This window comes from Streptodolium elevatio, assembly GCF_053592165.1.
Genome location: NZ_JBSFVE010000020.1, coordinates 16158 through 35666 on the forward strand (window position 1 = coordinate 16158; position 19509 = coordinate 35666).

The 19509-nt window shown below is 71.2% G+C and carries 19 protein-coding genes; 15 read left to right on the top strand and 4 right to left on the bottom strand.

What is annotated here, in order from left to right; all coding sequences use genetic code 11:
* Nucleotides 1–5 precede the first annotated feature (5 nt).
* A complete protein-coding gene (locus ACWD12_RS30375) occupies nt 6–521 on the bottom strand; it encodes a MarR family winged helix-turn-helix transcriptional regulator (protein WP_358358687.1) in 516 nt (171 codons plus the stop codon).
* A gap of 188 nt (nt 522–709) precedes the next feature.
* Here ACWD12_RS30375 and ACWD12_RS30380 point away from each other — a divergent pair, with 188 nt between their 5' ends.
* From ACWD12_RS30380 to ACWD12_RS30435, 12 genes are all read left to right on the top strand, one after another.
* Nucleotides 710–793 (top strand): putative leader peptide, encoded by an 84-nt coding sequence (locus ACWD12_RS30380; RefSeq protein WP_358358745.1) that lies wholly within the window; start codon nt 710–712, stop codon nt 791–793.
* Nucleotides 794–923: 130 nt separating this feature from the next.
* Nucleotides 924–2609 carry a nitrite/sulfite reductase gene (locus tag ACWD12_RS30385; RefSeq protein WP_450102228.1) on the top strand — a complete coding sequence of 562 codons (1686 nt, stop codon included), beginning with the start codon at nt 924–926 and terminating at the stop codon, nt 2607–2609.
* On the top strand, nt 2606–2827 hold the full coding sequence (locus tag ACWD12_RS30390; protein WP_450102229.1) for a hypothetical protein: 222 nt from the start codon (nt 2606–2608) through the stop codon (nt 2825–2827). Before ACWD12_RS30385 ends, ACWD12_RS30390 begins: the two co-directional genes overlap by 4 nt.
* Nucleotides 2824–3522 carry a phosphoadenylyl-sulfate reductase gene (locus ACWD12_RS30395; protein WP_450102230.1) on the top strand — a complete coding sequence of 233 codons (699 nt, stop codon included), beginning with the start codon at nt 2824–2826 and terminating at the stop codon, nt 3520–3522. Before ACWD12_RS30390 ends, ACWD12_RS30395 begins: the two co-directional genes overlap by 4 nt.
* Before the next feature lie 67 nt (nt 3523–3589).
* Complete coding sequence (gene cysD, locus ACWD12_RS30400) at nt 3590–4513, top strand: sulfate adenylyltransferase subunit CysD (RefSeq protein ID WP_358358698.1); 924 nt, start codon at nt 3590–3592, stop codon at nt 4511–4513.
* A 1-nt stretch (nt 4514) separates the two neighbouring features.
* Entirely contained in the window at nt 4515–5873 is a 1359-nt protein-coding gene (locus ACWD12_RS30405) for a sulfate adenylyltransferase subunit 1 (protein WP_450102231.1), read from the top strand.
* A 99-nt stretch (nt 5874–5972) separates the two neighbouring features.
* Nucleotides 5973–7109 (top strand): ABC transporter substrate-binding protein, encoded by a 1137-nt coding sequence (locus ACWD12_RS30410; RefSeq protein ID WP_450102232.1) that lies wholly within the window; start codon nt 5973–5975, stop codon nt 7107–7109.
* An 84-nt stretch (nt 7110–7193) separates the two neighbouring features.
* The gene (locus tag ACWD12_RS30415; RefSeq protein WP_358358705.1) at nt 7194–8039 is read left to right on the top strand and encodes an ABC transporter ATP-binding protein; all 846 of its coding nucleotides are present in this window, start codon (nt 7194–7196) and stop codon (nt 8037–8039) included.
* A complete protein-coding gene (locus ACWD12_RS30420; protein ID WP_358358707.1) occupies nt 8026–8943 on the top strand; it encodes an ABC transporter permease in 918 nt (305 codons plus the stop codon). Before ACWD12_RS30415 ends, ACWD12_RS30420 begins: the two co-directional genes overlap by 14 nt.
* Before the next feature lie 110 nt (nt 8944–9053).
* On the top strand, nt 9054–9812 hold the full coding sequence (locus ACWD12_RS30425; protein ID WP_450102233.1) for a sirohydrochlorin chelatase: 759 nt from the start codon (nt 9054–9056) through the stop codon (nt 9810–9812).
* Between the two features lie 241 nt (nt 9813–10053).
* Complete coding sequence (locus ACWD12_RS30430) at nt 10054–10950, top strand: phosphotransferase enzyme family protein (protein ID WP_450102234.1); 897 nt, start codon at nt 10054–10056, stop codon at nt 10948–10950.
* Nucleotides 10951–11026: 76 nt separating this feature from the next.
* Nucleotides 11027–11653 carry a LysE family translocator gene (locus ACWD12_RS30435; protein ID WP_358358714.1) on the top strand — a complete coding sequence of 209 codons (627 nt, stop codon included), beginning with the start codon at nt 11027–11029 and terminating at the stop codon, nt 11651–11653.
* 21 nt (nt 11654–11674) lie between these two features.
* Here the strand turns inward: ACWD12_RS30435 and ACWD12_RS30440 are convergent, their stop codons facing one another.
* The gene (locus tag ACWD12_RS30440) at nt 11675–12286 is read right to left on the bottom strand and encodes a hypothetical protein (RefSeq protein WP_450102235.1); all 612 of its coding nucleotides are present in this window, start codon (nt 12284–12286) and stop codon (nt 11675–11677) included.
* 398 nt (nt 12287–12684) lie between these two features.
* Here ACWD12_RS30440 and ACWD12_RS30445 point away from each other — a divergent pair, with 398 nt between their 5' ends.
* Nucleotides 12685–13203, top strand: coding sequence for a winged helix-turn-helix domain-containing protein (locus ACWD12_RS30445; protein WP_450102236.1), 519 nt, complete (start codon nt 12685–12687; stop codon nt 13201–13203).
* A gap of 40 nt (nt 13204–13243) precedes the next feature.
* Here ACWD12_RS30445 and ACWD12_RS30450 read toward each other — a convergent pair whose 3' ends face one another.
* On the bottom strand, nt 13244–14803 hold the full coding sequence (locus tag ACWD12_RS30450; RefSeq protein ID WP_450102237.1) for an SAV2148 family HEPN domain-containing protein: 1560 nt from the start codon (nt 14801–14803) through the stop codon (nt 13244–13246).
* Nucleotides 14804–15173: 370 nt separating this feature from the next.
* Here ACWD12_RS30450 and ACWD12_RS30455 point away from each other — a divergent pair, with 370 nt between their 5' ends.
* Together ACWD12_RS30455 and glgX are read left to right on the top strand one after the other, a co-directional pair.
* Nucleotides 15174–15374 (top strand): hypothetical protein, encoded by a 201-nt coding sequence (locus tag ACWD12_RS30455; protein WP_358358726.1) that lies wholly within the window; start codon nt 15174–15176, stop codon nt 15372–15374.
* Between the two features lie 187 nt (nt 15375–15561).
* Nucleotides 15562–17697: a glycogen debranching protein GlgX gene (glgX, locus tag ACWD12_RS30460; protein WP_358358729.1), complete on the top strand. Its 2136-nt coding sequence runs from the start codon at nt 15562–15564 to the stop codon at nt 17695–17697.
* 308 nt (nt 17698–18005) lie between these two features.
* On the opposite strand, the gene ACWD12_RS30465 is transcribed toward glgX, so the two are convergent.
* Nucleotides 18006–19121 (bottom strand): hypothetical protein, encoded by a 1116-nt coding sequence (locus ACWD12_RS30465; protein WP_450102238.1) that lies wholly within the window; start codon nt 19119–19121, stop codon nt 18006–18008.
* Between the last annotated feature and the right edge of the window lie 388 nt (nt 19122–19509).

The following is a 19509-nucleotide window of genomic DNA, read 5'->3' on the forward strand; positions in this document are numbered from 1 at the left end:
CGGCGTCAGCGTGCCGGGACGATGACGCCGGTCAGACGGCTGATCACGCGGGCCGCGGTGAGCAGGTCCGCGGCGGGCAGGTCGGCGACGGTGGCTTCCCAGTGCTTGCGGAAGCCGGTGTCGAGTTCGTCGAGGGCGCGCAGTCCGGCGGGGGTGAGGCGGGCGACGGTCCCGCCCCGCCCGCGCCCGGGGCGCACGCCCTCGACCAGGCCCTCGCGCCCGAGCGCCTCCAGGAGTCCGCTGACGTGGGCGAGCGGCATACCGACCACGCTCGCCAGGGTCGCGGGGTCCAGGTCCAGTTCGTCGGCCAGCGTGACGAGGATGCGGTGCCGCTGCACCTGCGGCGAGTCGGATCCGGCGGTACGCGCAAGGCGGTCGGCGCGGACCGCGGACAGGAAGCCGTTCAGGGCGTACCGCAGGGTCTCGACCGAGGTCTCGCGGTGGTCGCGCTCGTCGCCGCGCGCACTGTCATCGCGGTCGTCATGTCGACATTCAGGCCGGTCGAGCAGGTCTCCGGACACGTCAATCAGCTCCTTAGCACCTCCGGTACCGTAACCAAACACTCCGCATTGGCAACTCCGGGCACCTGTCAATCGTGGCAAATCGCCCATCGTCCCGAATAATGAGACTCACTGTCCATATTTTGGGATGAGCGCTCGAATCGCGGACGAAGATGGACGACATGACGACTCCATGCCAACCTTTCCGCATGTCTCGCGCCGGAATCGCCCTCGTTGGTCGACTGCATGTCGACCTCGGACGCATGTCCAGCGCGTTCTGTATGCCGGTCTGACGACCACCGCCCGCTCCACTCACTGCCGGGCGCGGTCGTACCGGCAGCCTGCGTCCATGCGCCGAAACGGTGCGGAGCGGGACCGCCGCGTGCGGCGCGCGTCCACCTGACACCCCGTCAAAGGACGCTGATGGCCACCTCCTCCTCGGCCGCCGGACCCCGCAAGACCTCCCGCCATCGCGGCGAGGGCCAGTGGGCGCTCGGCCACCGCGAGCCGCTCAACGCAAATGAGCAGTTCAAGAAGGACGACGACGGTCTGAACGTCCGCGCCCGGATCGAGAACGTCTACGCGCACCGCGGCTTCGACTCCATCGACGGCAGCGACCTGCGCGGCCGCATGCGCTGGTGGGGCCTGTACACGCAGCGCAAGCCCGGGATCGACGGCGGCAAGACCGGTGTGCTGGAGCCGCACGAGCTCGACGACGAGTACTTCATGCTGCGCGTGCGCATCGACGGCGGGCGCCTCAGCCTCGCTCAACTGCGCGCGGTCGCCGAGGTCTCCGAGCGGTACGCCCGGGGCACCGCCGACATCACCGACCGGCAAAACGTCCAATACCACTGGATCCGCATCGAGGACGTCCCGGCGATCTGGAACATCCTCGAAGGCGTCGGCCTGTCGACCACCGAGGCGTGCGGCGACACCCCGCGCGTCGTCCTCGGCTCCCCGGTCGCCGGCATCTCCGAGGAGGAGATCATCGACGGCACGTGGGCCGTCGACGAGATCAACCGCCGCTACATCGGCAAGCCCGAGTACTCCAACCTGCCGCGCAAGTTCAAGTCGGCGATCTCCGGATCGCCGCTGCTGGACGTGGCGCACGAGATCAACGACATCTCGTTCGTGGGCGTCGAACACCCCGAGCACGGCCCGGGCTTCGACCTGTGGGTCGGCGGCGGGCTGTCGACGAACCCCAAGCTCGCGGTACGCCTCGGCGCCTGGGTGCCGCTGGAGGAGGTCCCGGACGTCTGGGAAGGCGTCATCGGCATCTTCCGCGACTACGGTTACCGCCGCCTGCGCAACCGCGCGCGCCTGAAGTTCCTGGTCGCCGACTGGGGGCCGGAGAAGTTCCGCCAGGTCCTCGAGGACGAGTACCTCGAGCGCAAGCTGGTCGACGGCCCCGCGCCCGCCCAGCCCAGCGGCGTGTGGCGCGACCACGTCGGTGTGCACCGCCAGACCGACGGCAACTTCTACGTCGGCTTCGCCCCGCGCGTCGGCCGCGTCGACGGCGCCACGCTCGGCAAGATCGCCGACCTGGCCGAGGCGCACGGCTCGGACCGGGTACGCACCACCGTCGAGCAGAAGATGCTCGTCCTCGACGTCGCCGAGGACAAGGTCGCCTCGCTCGTCGACGGCCTGGAGGCCCTCGGCCTGCGCGTCAAGCCCAGCCCGTTCCGGCGCGGCACGATGGCCTGCACCGGCATCGAGTTCTGCAAGCTCGCGATCGTCGAGACCAAGGGCCGCGGCCAGACCCTCATCGAGGAACTGGAGCAGCGCCTCCCGGAGTTCGACCAGCCGCTCACCATCAACATCAACGGCTGCCCCAACGCCTGCGCGCGCATCCAGGTCGCCGACATCGGCCTCAAGGGCCAGCTGGTCCTGGACGACGACGGCAACCAGGTCGAGGGCTACCAGGTCCACCTTGGCGGCAGCCTCGGATTCGACCCCGGCTTCGGGCGCAAGGTCCGCGGCCTCAAGGTGACCGCGGCCGGACTGCCGGATTACGTCGAGCGCGTCGTCCGCAGGTTCGAGGAACAGCGCACCGACGGCGAGCGTTTCGCCCAGTGGGCCGCGCGCGCCACGGAGGCGGATCTCTCGTGACGGAACGCGCGGCGCCCTTCTACTGCCCGTACTGCGGCGACGAGGACCTGCGGCCCCACGAAGAGGGCCACGGAGCCTGGCTCTGCGGGGCGTGCCGCCGCGCGTTCACCCTGAAGTACCTCGGCCTGGTCTTCCAGGAGGCCCCGGCCTCCGTGGCCGCACCCGCCGACGGCACCGCCGCCGGCCCGATACCGAATTCAGCGAAGGAGGGGCAGTGACCGCGACCCACACGGACGAGGCGTTGGAGCAGCTCGCCCTGACCGCCGCACGCGAACTCGAGGACGCCACCGCCGAGGAGATCCTCGCCTGGGCCTCGGAGACCTTCGGTCACCGCTGGTGCGTCACCTCGTCCATGGAGGACGCGGTCCTCGCCCACCTCGCCTCGCGCGTGCAGCCGGGCATCGACGTCGTCTTCCTGGACACCGGCTACCACTTCGTCGAGACGATCGGCACACGCGACGCGGTCGCCGCCGTCTACCCCGTCAACGTCATCACCCTGACGCCGCGCCAGACCGTCGCGGAGCAGGACGCCGAGTACGGTCCCAAGCTGCACGATCGCGACCCCGACCGGTGCTGCGCACTGCGCAAGGTCGCGCCGCTGCAGACCAGCCTGGACGGCTACGACGCGTGGGCGACCGGCCTGCGCCGCGACGACTCCCCGGAGCGCGCGGACACGCCGGTCGTCGGCTGGGACGCCAAGAAGCGCAAGGTCAAGATCTCCCCGATCGCGCGCTGGAACCAGGACCAGGTCGACGCGTACATCCTCGAACACGGCGTCCTCACCAACCCGTTGCTGATGGACGGGTACGCCTCGATCGGCTGCGAGCCCTGCACGCGCCGCGTGGCACCCGGCGAGGACCCACGGGCGGGCCGCTGGGCCGGCCGCGCCAAGACCGAGTGCGGGATCCACTGATGCGCGGCCCCCGCACCGACCACCCGACGACCTGCCCTAACCCCTGCTCCACCCCCTGGAGGCGGAAGTGACAACCGCGGTCGAACTCTCCGCGCCCGGCGCGCTCAGCCACCTCGACGCCCTCGAAGCCGAGGCCGTGCACATCTTCCGCGAGGTCGCGGGCGAGTTCGAGCGGCCGGTGATCCTCTTCTCCGGCGGCAAGGACTCGATCGTCATGCTGCACCTGGCCCGCAAGGCGTTCTGGCCGGCGCAGATCCCGTTCGCGCTGCTGCACGTCGACACGGGCCACAACTTCCCCGAGGTCATCGAGTACCGCGACCGCACGGTGGCCGAGCACGGGCTGCGCCTGTACGTGGGCCACGTCCAGGAGTTCATCGACAACGGCCGCCTCAGCGAGCGCCCCGACGGGACGCGCAACCCGCTGCAGACGGTGCCGCTGCTCGACGCGATCGAGAAGAACCGCTTCGACGCCGTCTTCGGCGGCGGACGCCGCGACGAGGAGAAGGCGCGCGCCAAGGAGCGGGTGTTCTCGCTGCGCGACGAGTTCGGCCAGTGGGACCCGCGCCGCCAGCGCCCCGAGCTGTGGAACCTCTACAACGGCCGGCACCGCGTCGGCGAGCACGTCCGCGTCTTCCCGCTGTCCAACTGGACCGAGCTGGACGTGTGGCAGTACATCGAGCGCGAGGAGATCCCGCTCCCGGAGATCTACTTCTCCCACGAGCGCGACGTGTTCCTGCGCAACGGCATGTGGCTCGCCCCGGGCGAGTGGGGCGGCCCGAAGGACGGCGAGACGGTCGAGCGCCGCGTCGTGCGCTACCGCACCGTCGGCGACATGAGCTGTACCGGAGCCGTGGACTCCCCGGCCGCCACGGTGGCCGAGGTGATCGCCGAGATCGCGGTGAGCCGACTGACCGAACGGGGTGCCACGCGCGCGGACGACAAGCTGTCCGAGGCCGCGATGGAAGACCGCAAGCGCGAGGGATATTTCTAAGATGACCAGCCAGAACTCCGGTACGGCCGCCGCGGAGGACACCGTGGACGCGCCCGTCGGCCTGCTGCGCCTGGCCACCGCCGGGTCGGTCGACGACGGCAAGTCCACGCTGGTCGGCCGCCTGCTGCACGATTCCAAGTCGGTGCTCTCCGACCAGTTGGAGGCCGTCGAGCGGGTCAGCCGGGACCGCGGCATGGAGGAGGCCGACCTCGCCCTCCTCACCGACGGGCTGCGCGCCGAGCGCGAGCAGGGCATCACGATCGACGTGGCGTACCGCTACTTCGCCACCGCCAAGCGCCGGTTCATCCTCGCCGACACCCCGGGGCACGTGCAGTACACGCGCAACATGGTGACCGGCGCCTCAACGGCGGAACTCGCCGTCGTGCTGGTGGACGCCCGCAACGGCGTGGTGGAGCAGACGCGCCGGCACGCCGCGGTGGCGGCGCTGCTGCGCGTACCGCACGTGGTCCTCGCCGTGAACAAGATGGACCTGGTCGACTACGACGAGGCGGTCTTCGCCTCGGTCGCCAACGAATTCACCGCGTTCGCCCGCGAGTTGGGCGTGCCGGACGTCGCCACGATCCCGGTCTCGGCGCTGCGGGGCGACAACGTGGTGGACCCGTCGGCGCACATGGACTGGTACGGCGGCCCGACCCTCCTGGAGTTCCTGGAGACCGTCGGGACCGGCGGCCAGGAGGAGCAGGGACCGGCCCGCTTCCCGGTGCAGTTCGTGCTGCGCCCGCAGAGCGACGACGAGTTCCGTGACTACCGCGGCTACGCGGGCCAGGTCGCGTCCGGCGTGTTCCGCACCGGCGACCCCGTCGTCGTGCTGCCGTCCGGTTCGCGCTCCACGATCGAGGGCATCGACCGGCTCGGCGCGACCGTCGACCGCGCGCAGGCGGGCGAGTCGGTCACCATCCGCCTGTCGACGGACGTCGACGTCTCGCGCGGCGACCTGATCGCCCCGGCCGAGGACGCGCCGGTCGCCACGCAGGACATCGAGGCCACGGTGTGCCACGTCGCGGACAAGCCGCTGCGGCCCGGCGACCGCGTACTGCTCAAGCACACGACCCGCACGGTCAAGGCGATCGTGAAGGAGATCCCCTACCGCGTCGACATCCAGACGCTCGAACAGCAGCCCTCCCCGGGCGAGTTGCACCCGAACGACATCGCCCACGTGGTGCTGCGCACGGCTCAGCCGCTCGCGCTCGACCCGTACGCGGCCGGCCGCCGCACGGGTTCCTTCCTGCTCATCGACGAGGCGGACGGCTCGACCCTGACGGCCGGCATGGCCGGTCCGGCGTTCGTGGACTCCGGTCGGCGCGGCGACGCGGACCCCGCTGCGGAGCGATGTCTCTAGCCGATCCCGCCCCGGGATCCGGCAGACGTCCGTAGCTCACGTCCCCTTCACGCCCACCGACTTCCGTGCCCCTGCACGGTCACCCAGGGAAGGTCCCTCATGCCTGCTGCCCGTCTCCAACGCCGCAGATCGGTACGAACCGCGATAGCCGTCGCAATCGTCCCCATGTTCGCCCTGCTGTCCGCCTGCGGCTACGGCTCGGACGACGACAAGAAGACCGACCCCGCGGCCGCCCAGCAGTCCCCGGGCGCCTCCACCGCGGCCAAGTCCAACTCGGCCTCCGAGCTGCGCCTCGGCTTCTTCGCGAACGTCACGCACGCCACGCCGCTGGTCGGTCTCAAGGAGGGCTTCTACACCAAGGAGCTCGGCAACACCAAGATCACCCCGACGGTCTTCAACGCCGGCCCCGCGGCCATCGAGGCGCTGAAGGGCGGCTCGCTGGACGCCACGTACATCGGCCCGAACCCGTCGATCTCCGGCTTCACCTCGACCAACGGCGAGCTGCTGCGCATCGTCGCGGGCACCACGTCCGGCGGCGCCTCGCTGGTCGTGAAGGCGGGCATCAACGGCCCGGCCGACCTCAAGGGCAAGAAGATCGCCTCGCCGCAGCTCGGCGGCACGCAGGACGTCGCGGTCCGCGCCTGGCTCGCGTCCAACGGCCTCAAGACCGATACCCGGGGCGGCGGCGACGTGAGCATCGTGCCGACCGACAACGCCCAGACCCTCGCGCTGTTCAAGAGCGGCGAGCTGGACGGCGGCTGGCTGCCCGAGCCGTGGGCGACCCGCCTCGTGCAGGAGGCCGGCGGCAAGGTGCTGGTCGACGAGCGCACGCTGTGGCCGGAAGGCAAGTTCGTCACCACGAACCTGATCGTCCGCAAGGACTTCCTGGACAAGCACCCCGACACCGTCGAGGCGCTGCTGCGCGGCCAGCTGGCCACCACCGAGTGGATCAACGCGAACGCGGACAAGGCGAAGGCGTCCGTCAACGCGCAGCTCCTGGAGTACACCAAGAAGGAACTGCCGCAGGCCGTCATCGACGCCGCCTGGCCGAACATCGAGGTCACCAACGACCCGCTTGCCGCGTCGCTGCTGAAGCTCAAGGACGACGGCGTCAAGGTCGGCGTGACCAAGGATGCCGACATCAACGGCATCTACGACCTGGCGATCCTCAACAAGCTCCTGACGGCGAGCGGCAAGCCCGCTGTCGCCGACGCGGGCCTCGGCACCAAGAAGTAGCGGGCCGCGGGGACGGGCTCTGGCCGGCCCGTCCCCGCCCCGGGTTCCGAACAGCGGCGAAAACCACCGGGAAGGGTGGACGCGATGTCCCAGACAGTGCACGAGCAGCCGGTCACGGCCGACTCCCCCGCGCCCGGCGCGAGCGGCACCGGGGGCACCGACGCGTACGCCGTCCGCCTGTCCAAGGTGTCCAAGGTCTTCGGCCGCGCGGACGGTCCGCCGGTGCTCGACAACATCGATCTGACCGTGGCACCTGGGGAGTTCGTCTGCCTCCTCGGTGCCTCGGGCTGCGGCAAGTCGACGCTCCTCAACCTCGTCGCGGACCTGGACAAGCCCACGGCGGGCACCATCGACGTGCGCGGTGGCCGCCCGGCGCTGATGTTCCAGGAGCACGCGCTGTTCCCGTGGCTCAAGGCCGGGAAGAACGTCGAGCTCGCGCTGAAGCTGCGCGGCGTGCCGCGCGAGCAGCGGCGCGAGGAGGCGCAGAAGCTGCTGGCGCTGGTGCGCCTGGAGACGGCGTACGACAAGCGCGTGCACGAACTCTCCGGCGGCATGCGGCAGCGCGTCGCGCTGGCCCGCGCCCTTGCGCAGTCGGGCGACGTGCTGCTGATGGACGAGCCGTTCGCGGCGCTGGACGCCATCACGCGCGACGTGCTGCACGACGAGCTCACCCGCATCTGGGCCGCCGGGCAGTCGGGCGACTCCGTCGCGGGCGGCCGCTCCGTCATCTTCGTCACGCACAACGTGCGCGAGGCGGTACGCCTGGCGCAGCGCGTCGTCCTGATGTCCTCCCGCCCCGGGCGCATCGCCCGCGAGTGGACCATCGACATCCCGCAGCCCCGGCGCATCGAGTCGCCGGACGTCTCGGCGCTGTCGATCGAGATCACCGAAGAGCTCCGAGGGGAGATCCGCCGCCATGGCAAGCACTGACCTGACGAAGTCGGTCGGGGAGGAAGCGCGCCCCGGCCCCGCGACCTCGGACGACGTGGCCGGCCTGGAGGCGGGCCTCGACGCGCTGGAGACGTACGAGAAGGACCGCACCCCGCTGTGGCGCACCGCGCTCGGCAAGGTCGGCCCGCCGATCCTGGCCATCGCGTTCCTGCTGCTCGTGTGGCAGATCGCCTACTGGGCCGAGGTCAAGCCGCGCTACGCGCTGCCGAGTCCCAAGGACGTCTGGGACGCCTTCATGGTGCAGTGGAACGCCGGCGAGGTGCACTCGATCCTGTGGGTGAGCCTCAAGCGCGCGTTCCTCGGGTTCCTGATGGCCATCGCGATCGGCACGCCGCTCGGCCTGCTGGTGGCCCGGGTGCGCTGGATCCGGGCGGCGATCGGCCCGCTGCTGTCCGGCCTCCAGTCGCTGCCTTCGGTCGCCTGGGTCCCCCCGGCGGTCATCTGGTTCGGCCTCAACAACAGCGCGATCTACGCGGTCGTGCTGCTGGGCGCGGTGCCGTCGATCGCGCAGGGCATCATCTCGGGCGTCGACCAGGTGCCACCGCTGTTCATCCGGGCGGGCCGGGTGCTCGGCGCGACCGGGCTGCTGGGCGTGTGGCACGTGCTGCTCCCCGCGTCGCTGCCCGGCTACCTCGCGGGCCTCAAGCAGGGCTGGGCGTTCAGCTGGCGCTCGCTGATGGCCGCCGAGCTGATCGCGGCGTCCCCGGACCTCGGGTACGGCCTCGGGCAGTTGATGAACCAGGGCCGGGATCTGGGCGACATGCCGATGATGCTCACGGCCGTGTTCCTGATCCTGCTGGTCGGCATCGGCATCGAGTTGCTGTTCTTCTCTCCGCTGGAGAAGCTCGTGCTGCGTCAGCGGGGTCTGCTGGTCGGCAAGTAGGCCCGCTCCCCGGGACCGACGCCCGCACACCACGCACGCCAACCACGAATCACGGACCACGAATCACGAATCACCACCACCGACCACCGACCACGAACGAGACGCAGGACATGAACCGCACCACCGCCACCGCCGCACCGGCGCTGCTCGCGATCGCGCACGGCAGCCGGGACGCGCGCCACGCCGCGTCCGTCGAGGCTCTGGTGGCGCGCGTCCGGCGGGCGCGTCCCAAGGTGCGCGTGGCGGCGGCGTACCTGGACCACTGCGGTCCGCGGGTGCCGGAGGCGCTCGCGGACCTGGCGGCGGAGGGCGTACGCGAGGCGGTCGCGGTGCCGCTGCTGCTGTCGTCGGCGTACCACGCGAAGCACGATGTGCCGGCCATGCTCGCGGCGGGACGGCAACTGCGCCTCGACGTGCGGGCCGCGGCACCGCTGGGGCCGCACCCGCTGCTGGTCGCGGCGATGGAGCGGCGGTTGCGCGAGGCGGGCGTCCGGACCGGTGACGAGGCCTGCGGCGTGGTGCTCGCGTCGGCGGGGTCGACGGATGCGCAGGCCAACGCCGCGCTCACCGAACTCGCGCGCGGCTGGCGGCGTTCCGGGTGGGGTTCGGTGGTGACCGCGTTCGCGTCCGCGGTGAGCCCGGAGGTGGGCGAAGCGGTACGCGACCTGCGCCGTACCGGCTTCGACCGCATAGTGGTGGCCTCCTACATGCTGGCCCCCGGACACCTCCCCGACCGCATCGTCCGCCAGGCCCGCGAGGCCGGGGCCGACGTGGTCACCGGCACGGTCGGCGACACGCCCGAGGCCGGCGCGCTGGCGTTGGCGCGGTATGACGAGACCGTGCGGCCCGCCCTCGACCGCTCGGCGTAGCGGCTCCGGGCCGACCCACGATGCCCGCCCGCAGTCGCCCGGCGGCACGTCCCCATACGCAGGCGTACGGAATGGTCGGATGGCTCCCGAGTTGTCCCGGAACCGCGCGTTCCGGATGTTGCCGCCACGGCAAGTGCACTGGTCGGCCCCGGTGTTGCGGTCGCGTCACGGGCCCGCCGCCGGGGCAGCCAGAACCCGCAAGTGCGGCGGAGGACACCACGCACGGCAGTACCATCTTCCGGTGATCGACACAGCGGCGGTGGAGCGGACGGTTCTCGCGCGCGCCTGCAACACGGCCGGGATCGACCCCGGCGCGGCCGACGCGGCCGAGTTGCTGGCCTACGGCGAGAACGCGGTCTTCGCGCTGCCCTGCGTCGGCGTCGTGGCACGCATCGCGCGCGGTGCGCACCTTCTCGAACGCGCCCGGCGCGAGATGGCGGTGGCCCGCTGGCTCGCCGAGGAGGACTTCCCGACGGTGCGTCCCGCGGTCCAGGTGGCCGCGGAGCCGCTGGTGGTGTCGGAACGGCCGGTGACGTTCTGGGAGCTGCTGCCGCCGGCCGACCGGGAGCCGGACGTACGCGACCTCGCGAAGCTGCTCAAGCGCCTGCACGCGCTGCCGGAGCCGCCGTTCGCGCTGCCGCCGCGCGAGCCGCTCGCGCTCGTCGAGACCTGGCTCGACTCGGCCGACGCCGCGGTGCACCTGGACGACCGGCGGTTCCTGCTGTCCCGCCGGGACGAACTGGCCGAGGCGTACGCCCGCGTGGTGCCCGCCCTGCCGCCCGGCGTCATCCACGGCGACGCGCTGCTGCGCAACGTCGGCGTGCACGGCGGCCGGGCGATGCTGCTCGACCTCGAGAACGTCGCGCACGACCTGCGCGAACTCGACCTCATGCTGATCCCGATGGCGGCCGTGCGCTATGGCCTCCCGGAGAGCGAGGCGGAACGCTTCGCGAAGAAGTACGGCTTCGACGTGACCGGGTGGGACTGCTACCCGGTGCTGCGCGCCGTGCGCGAGCTGGCCGCCACGGCGTGGGTCGCGCAGCACGTGCCGGGCAATCCGTCCGCGGAGGAGGAGTTCGAGCACCGTGTGCGCTGCCTGCGCACCGGCGACACGACCTCCCGCTGGCACGCGTTCTGACCCGTCGCGCCCCGCGCCTTCGGGCGTCGCGGGATTTTCGCTGGACACGGGTGCGGGGCGGGCCGAGCATGAGCGGATGCTGACCACGCTGATCGCCTTCCTCGGCGCCTGCATCGTCGTCGCCGCCGCGCCGGGCCCGAGCACGATGCTCATCATCAAGGAGTCGCTGCGCTCCAAGCGGGCGGGCTTCCTCACCGTGCTCGGCAACGAGACGGGCGTGTTCGTGTGGGGCGTGGTGGCGGCATTCGGGCTGACCGCGCTGCTGGCGGCTTCCGAGGTGGCCTACGACGTCATGCGGATCGTCGGCGCGGGTGTGCTCATCCTGTTCGGCGTGCAGACGCTGCGGGCCGCGTGGCGGCGCAAGGGCGGGGCCGCGGAAGGGGACGGGGACGAGGCGGCGGCGCGGTCGGGCTGGGCGTCGTACCGCATGGGCCTGGTGGTCAACCTCGCGAACCCCAAGGCGGCGATCTTCGCGATGTCGTTCCTGCCGCAGTTCGTACCGTCCGACGCCCCACAACTGCCCACGATGGTCGCCCTCGCCGCGCTGTGGGCGGTCTTCGAAATCGGCTACTACGGCCTGTACGTGTGGTTCGTCGTGCGCATGAAGGGCGTCATCTCGCGCGCGGGCGTGCGCAAGCGCCTGGAGCAGGTCTCCGGCGGCGTACTGCTGTTGCTGGGCGTGCGCATGGCCGTGGAGAGCTGACCGGCGCCAGGCGGCCGACGGTCACGGGGCGGGGTGCCTGCCCTTGGGCATGAGCTTCGCTTCCCGCGCGGTGCGGTCGGCCAGTTCGGAGCCCGGTTCGTCGCCCAGGGTCTCCCGCATCACGGAGACAATCCACGTGGGCACGCCGGGCCTCGCGAGGACACCGCCGAACCGGGCGTCGCCCGCGAACCACAGGTGCTCGCCGTCGGCTCGGTCGCCGAAGACGTCGTCGCCGAGATCCGGCACGGCCATGCGTACGGTGCGGCCGTCGGTGCTCTCCAGGTCGGCGAACAGCGTGCCTTCCTCTGCGTCGACGGCCCAGCGCGCCGGCCACGCCTGCCAGGTGTACGCGTTCAGGACGCGGCTCAAGTGGCGGTCCTCCGCCCCGGACGCGGCAATGACCACGACCCCGGCCAGGACCACGATGACGAGCACGCCGCCGACGACGGCCATCACACCGGACCACAGCGCCGCGGCCACGAAGGCCCCGGCGGCCAGCGCGGCGAACACCGCCGTGCAGCCGAAGGAGAACGAACGTCCGGACCGGCGCGAGGAGTTGAGCTTCTCCCGCACACCCGGATGGCGGATGGCCGGCTCCGACGACACCTCGATGCCGTACGGGACACCTGTCATGACCGCACCCCCGGTTTCCGGCGCGGAGCCGGTGATCGACGCGCCGTGGTGCGCAGTACCTTACTGCCGACCGCCGCGTCGGTCTCACGACTCGGACCGGCTGATGCGTCGACACCACATGGTCGCCTAGGATGGTGCCCATGCATCGGAGGACCCTGACCCGGCGACGCGCGGTGGACTTCTGCCGCGTGTGCAGCTGCGTGTGTCCGGCTTGCTGACGTTCCGTCACCCCTGAGCCGTCCGACCCTCCGTTTCCCGAGCTTCCGCCTGTCGCCGCCGTACCGCGGCCGGGCTTCCGATCCACGCCGACCGAACCGCCGCACCGCGGAAGGTAGCGCGCCCTTACGCGCGCCGCCGCGACGTGCGCTCGAACGGCGTACCCGAAGGGACATCGACCCATGACGCACGCCGTCTCCGCCGCCCGGACCAGCTACCCGACCGCCGCCTACCCGGCCTCCGCCTATCCGGCCGCCGCGCACCCGGCCGTGCATCCGGCAGTCCACCCTGCCGCTCACCCGGCCGCTCGGCCCGCGGCTCACCTGTCCGCCGCGGCCCCGGTGGTCGCGCTCCCGACACGCACGCTGCACGCCGTACCCGACTACACCGAAGTCGCCGACATCGTCCTGGAGGACGACGGCCTCCGCCTCGACCTGTCGGGGCGGACCGCCACGGTCGACGACCGCGTGCTCCAGCTCACGTACCTCGAATTCGGGCTGCTGGCGCACCTGTTGGGCAACCCGCGGCGCGTGTTCACGCGGCGTCAGCTGATGGACGCGGTGTGGGGCTACCCGGACTCGGGTGAGGGGCGCACCGTCGACGTCCACGTCGCGCGCCTGCGGCGCAAGGTCGGCGGACGGCACAAGCGCCGCCTGTCCACCGTGCACCGCGTGGGGTACAAGTACCTGCCCTCCGTGTGACGTTCGCGCAACCGACGCGGGGAGGTCGGCGGGCGCGGCGTCACGCGGTGCGCTTGCCGGCCTCCCACAACTGGTCGAACTCCTCCTGGAACAAGGTGAACAGCCCGCGCCGGGGGTCGACCGCGTCGTTCCCCGAGCGCATCACGAAGGACGGCGACTCGACGCCGCGCGAGCGCCGCAGGTACGGCTGCACGACCGCGGCGTCCCCGTCGACCAGATAGGCGTTGAAGCGCGGCGTCTCCTCGTAGAGCCGGATTTCGATGCGGCCCGGCTCGGCGAGCTTCGCCCGGATCTTGCGGGCGTGCAGGATGTTGAGCGTGGTCAGCCGCGACAGTATCCCGCGCTTGACCCCTTCGTCCTTCTCGCGCTGGCGCATCGCGTCGCCCGCGGGGTTGAGGAACAGCAGCCGCATGTGGCATCCGGCCGCGGCCAGCCGGTGCAGTTCGCGGCCCGAGTAGTTCTGGCACAGCAGGTTGAGCGAGACGCCCATGGCGTCGATCGCAGTCGCCTCGCCCACCAGGTCGGCGAAGGGCAACTTCCGTTGTAGCGACGAACGGTCGGGGAAGACCGCGACCAAGTCGCCGTAGCGGCCCGAGAACAGCTCTTCTACCGCGTCGAGCGCGAGGCGTTCGCCGGCGTGGCGGCCGAGGCGGCCGTCGAGTTCGGCGAGCACGCGGGTGCAGGCGCGCTCGACCTGCCGCAGCACGTCCGGTGACAGGACGCGGTTGCGGGCCACGATGTGGCGGCCGATCTCGACCTCCTCCAGGGCCCGTTCGAGCGAGCGGCGGTCCGTGAGGTAGGGCGCGAAGCACCACCAGTTGCGCACCAGCAGCTCGCGCAGCTGCGGCAGCGTCAGGAACGCCACGAGGTCGTCGTCGGCGGGGTCCACGATGTAGCCCCGGCGGCGGCTCATCTCGCGTACCGCCTCGGCGCGTTCGACCCATTCGCTCTGTGTGGGGCCGGCCGCGGCGACGACCCACGCGCCGTCGTCGTACGCGGCGGTCTCGACGGTCCCGTAGACCGGTTGCAGGACCTCCCGGACCACCGCGCGCAGGCGCTGCTCGACGAGGTTGAGGTAGACGTACGCCCGGCCCGCCCGACGGGCCCGCATCAGCGCGTCGCTCCAGTCGTCCTCGGCCCATGACAGGTCGCCGGGGTCGGCGGGGTCGGGGACGGCCGGACCGGGGCCCTCGGGCGGCGGCGGGCCGCTGCCGTCCAGCAGCGGGAGCAGGCCGTCGTCCGCGGCGCTGCGCGGCGACGGGAAGGGCACGCGCGAACCGTTGCCCTGGCCGGGGCGGCTGCCGCCCGGGTCGCCGGCGCCGCCGCCCGTCGCGGCCCCGGGGCCCACGTCGACCGCCCGGGCCGTGCGGCCGGTGCCGCCGGCCGGTTTGCCGGGGCCCTCCGGGGTGTTCTCGCCGGTTTTGGCGCCGCTGTCGAACCCGCCGCCGGGCACGGGGTCCTCGGGCGCCGTCGGGTCCGGCAGGTCGTCCGCCGGGCCGTGCGGCCTGTCCGCTCCCTCCCGCCCGGAGTCCGGCAGGTCGTCCGGCTCCGGGGCAGGCGGGTTCGGGCCCAGGTCGGTCATCAGCGTCCCCAATCGCATGGTCGGTCCAGCCCACCCGCCGCGCCGCGCCCGAGCCGGCGCGGACCTCGCGGCAAGGCGATCACCCGGAACCGGTCGAGCGTACTTCAGGCGCACGGGCCGACCCGCCGTATACGCGCGTCAACGGTACGCGCAGTTACGGCAGTCCGGGCTGCGCCCAGTGGACTTAATCCGCGCGACACGGCCTTGCCACAGCGCATCAAAACAATGATTGTTGGTCTCCCTCGGCAATCATTGCCAACAGTCCACGGACCGGTAGGAAACCGGCGAGGGTGCTCCCTCAACTCGCGTCTTCGGCACGCCCGGACAGAACCAAGGGCGGCCTGCGTGCGTATGTAAGTTCAGGAAACCGTGGCACCAGGAGGTCGCCATGATCGCCACACCCAGCGGGACTGCCCACATGACGGGCATCGACGAAGAGTTCGACAGGTACCGGCACGTTGTCGCCGAGATCTTCGACTGCCACCACCGCACCAACGATCCGGCCGGCGGTCCGGACACCTGCACCTGTGGTTCGGCCTGGCCGTGCCCCCAGGAGATGCTGGCCGCCGAACTGCTCGACTGGATCTGACGACCGTTCGACCGGGGCCGGGAACCGCCGGCAGCCACCCATCCGGGGGAAGGCTGCCCGCCATGCGCGCGCCGACCGGGCAAGGTACGCGAGGATACCTCTGCCCACGCTCGCGCGGCGGTGGTCCACCCGCCCCCGGTCCACCGACGTCCGCTCGAGCCCTCCGACTCGACACGACAGGTTCCCCATGCAGGTCTGGCCTGGACGCTCATATCCGCTGGGCGCCACCTACGACGGCGCCGGCACGAACTTCGCGGTCTTCTCGGAGGCCGCCGAGCGCGTGTGGTTGTGCCTGATCGACGAGGACGGCACCGAGAACCGGGTCGAACTGCGAGAGGCCGACGCCTTCGTCCGGCACGCGTACCTGCCCGGCGTACAGCCCGGACAGCGGTACGGCTACCGCGTGGAAGGCCCCTTCTCGCCCGTCGACGGCAACCGCTGCAACCCCCACAAATTCCTGCTGGACCCCTACGCCAAAGCGGTGTCCGGCGAGGTGAAGTGGCACGAGGCCGTGTACGGCTACTCGTTCGACCATCCGGACCTGCCCAACGAGGGCGATTCCGGCCCGTACATGATGACCTCGGTCGTCGTGAACCCCTACTTCGACTGGGGCAACGACCGGCCGCCGCGCATCGAGTACCACGACACGGTGATCTACGAGGCGCACGTCAAGGGCCTCACGCAACTGCACCCGGGGCTGCCCGAGGAGATCCGCGGGACGTACGCGGCACTGGGCCATCCGGTGATCATCGACCATCTGCAGGACCTGGGCGTCACCGCCATCGAGCTGATGCCGGTGCACCAGTTCGTGCACGACCACCGCCTCACCCGTCTGGGGATGCGGAACTACTGGGGTTACAACACCATCGGCTTCTTCGCGCCGCACAACGCGTACTCCTCGACGGGAGAGCGCGGGCAGCAGGTGCAGGAGTTCCGGTCGATGGTCAAGGCCCTGCACGCCGCGGGCATCGAGGTCATCCTCGACGTCGTCTACAACCACACGGCCGAGGGCAACCACCTGGGCCCGACGATGTCCTTCCGGGGCCTGGACAACCAGTCCTACTACCGGCTCGCCGACGACAAGCGCTACTACCTCGACACCACGGGCACCGGCAACTCGCTGCTGATGCGCAGCCCGCACGTGCTGCAGCTCATCATGGACTCGCTGCGCTACTGGGTCACCGACATGCACGTCGACGGCTTCCGCTTCGACCTGGCCGCCACACTCGCGCGGCAGTTCCACGAGGTCGACCGGCTGTCGTCGTTCTTCGACGTCGTGCAGCAGGACCCCGTCGTGTCGCAGGTCAAGCTGATCGCCGAGCCCTGGGACCTGGGCGAGGGCGGCTACCAGATCGGCAACTTCCCGCCGCTGTGGACCGAGTGGAACGGCAAGTACCGCGACACGGTGCGGGACTTCTGGCGCGGCGAGGAGCGCACCCTCGCCGAACTGGGCTCGCGGCTGACCGGCTCGTCCGACCTGTACCAGGACGACGGCCGCCGGCCGATCGCCTCCATCAACTTCGTGACGTGCCACGACGGCTTCACGATGCGCGACCTGGTGTCGTACAACGACAAGCACAACGAGGCGAACGCCGAGGACAACCGGGACGGCGAGAGCTACAACCGGTCGTGGAACTGCGGCGTCGAGGGCGAGACGGACGACGCTGCGGTGCTGTCGCTGCGGGCTCGGCAGCAGCGCAACATGATGGCGACGCTGCTGCTGTCGCAGGGCGTGCCGATGATCTCGCACGGCGACGAGTTCGGGCGCACCCAGGGCGGCAACAACAACGCGTACTGCCAGGACAGCGAACTGGCGTGGGTGCACTGGCCGGACAAGGGCGACCGCGACGAGCCGCCGGGCGACATGCACGCGTTCACCCGGATGCTGACCCGGCTGCGGCACGAGCACCCGGTGTTCCGGCGCCGCCGCTTCTTCCACGGACGCCCGGTGCAGGGCACACACGACGACCTGTCGGACATCGCGTGGTTCACCCCTTCGGGTGATGAGATGACGGACGCCGACTGGCGCGACGCGACCGCCAAGTCGCTGGCGGTCTTCTTGAACGGCCAGGCCATCAGCGAGCCCGACCCGCGCGGCCAGCCGATCTCCGACGACTCGTTCCTGCTGCTGCTCAACGCGTCGCACGAGGACCTGTCGTTCCACATCCCGCTGAACCACGGGACCGAGTGGAAGGTGCTCATCGACACCGCCGACGCGGGCTGCGCACAGCGCGACCCCAAGGACCTGCCGACGGTGCGCGCGGGCGAGCAGTGGCCCGTTCCGGCACGCACCATGGCGGTACTCCAGCGCCCGCAGTCGTAGCGGAGGCGGTCGCTCTCGGGGCGGTCGGCCACGGAGGTGGCCGACCGCAGACGTCCGGGCGGCCGCGGACGTCGGGCGGCCGCGGTAGGGGCGGCCGTGGAGGCGGACTACTCCGCCAGTGGCGCGGGCCGCCTTCTCCTCGGGCGCCTCTACCGCCTCCGTCCAGGCACGGAAGACGTGGTCCCGACGCACCCTCTCGCGCTCCCGTCGCCGCGCTTGCCAGGAGGCCCGGAGGGACATGAGGAATCCGATCACTTCGCAATCGTGCGGAATGCCGCGGAAAGATCACAACCCCTCGTGATCACCGGCTACTTCGCGCCGTCGAGGATCTCCTCGAAGCCGTACTGCGTGTGCGGCCCGAAGATGATCTGCTCCAGGAACCCGACGCCCTCGCGGTCGCCGATACGGGCCTTCACGATGTGGTGCACGTGCTGCGCGGTCGGGTCGCGGGGATCGGCCTCGTCGAGCTTCCACGTCTCGCGGCCGACCGTGCCCTCGCCCTTCCACGTGCCGTGCGCCCATTCGGGCGAGGTGTAGCCGAGCCCCTTCATCATGATGTGGCGCAGCGGCTCCAGCACCAGGGTCTCGGTGCTCCCGTCCGGCATGCGTACGTCGAACTCGGCGTGCGAGATCCGGCGCGTGCCGGATGTGAACGTCAGGCGGTCGCCCAGCGGTTCGGCGCGGACGACGTCGTCGTGGCCGACGATCTGCGGCACCGGGTCGGCGACCGGGATCACGAAGGCGTCGCCTCGCCAGATCTCGCCGCCCGGCCGCTGGAAGTAGCCGAGTGTGCGGCAGGAGTCCTCGAAGTGGATCGGGGCCCAGAGCCACGCGTTGGGCGTGCCGGGGGCGGGCTTGCCCTGCGGCTGCTGCCCGACGGGGCGTACGCCCCACGAGCGGTCGCGTACGCCGATGACGTCGTCGTGCGCCAGCTCGGTGGTCTCGCCGTCCACGGTGACCTGCCCGGCCCACGTGCCGAACTGCAGGAAACGGCACATGTCGACCATCACGCGGCCCACCCCGTCGTGCATGACGGTGTGGTCCTCCTCCAGCGCACCGACCCGGGCCCGCCACTCCAGGTCTGCGGTGATGCCGGTCTCGTTGTCGGCCACGGTGATCGCCAGCCGGCGCATCGGCTCGACGACGCGCAGGCGGAACGGGCCGACCGAGGTCACCGCGGGGTCGGCGGGGGCGCTGCCGGAGACGTGGAAGGCGTCCTGGACGCCGCCGCGCGAGATGGAGAGGTGGGCGTCGGCCACGCCGAGGTTGGCGTACCGGCCGAAGGCGGCCTCGACCATGAACCGCCCGCCGCGGTCGGCCGCGCCGAACCAGTAGCGCCCGTATGCGTTGCGGTCGCTGGTGACCGGGACCGCGACGGGCAGCGGCGTCTGGTGGACGGGGTAGTCGTCGAAGCTGGTGAGCACGGTCGGACCTCCGGTTCTCGGCGCGGAACACGGAGATTGTTAACTGGGGCAAACAAAAAGAACAGGCTCAGAGGAGTCCTGTCGTCACCAGTTTCCCGAACGGGGGCGGCAAATCAACCAGGTCACCGTAGGAGTAGCGACGGACGTGCTTGTAGGCCCGTTCCGCAGGATCCGGACCATGGTGCAGGAAGATCGCGCTCCCGCAGCGTCGGCCATGACGTCGAACAGGCGTACCACTTCCGGCTCCGCAATCATCATGGGCCCCTTCCCGGCGGCTACCTCCTGCCTACGAGGCCACCTTTCGTGGGATTGGGCCATGTGGGTGACGAGGGGGATAGTCAGGCAGATGGGCTAATGCGGCGTGTCGTTGCCGGTGTCGGGGCACTCG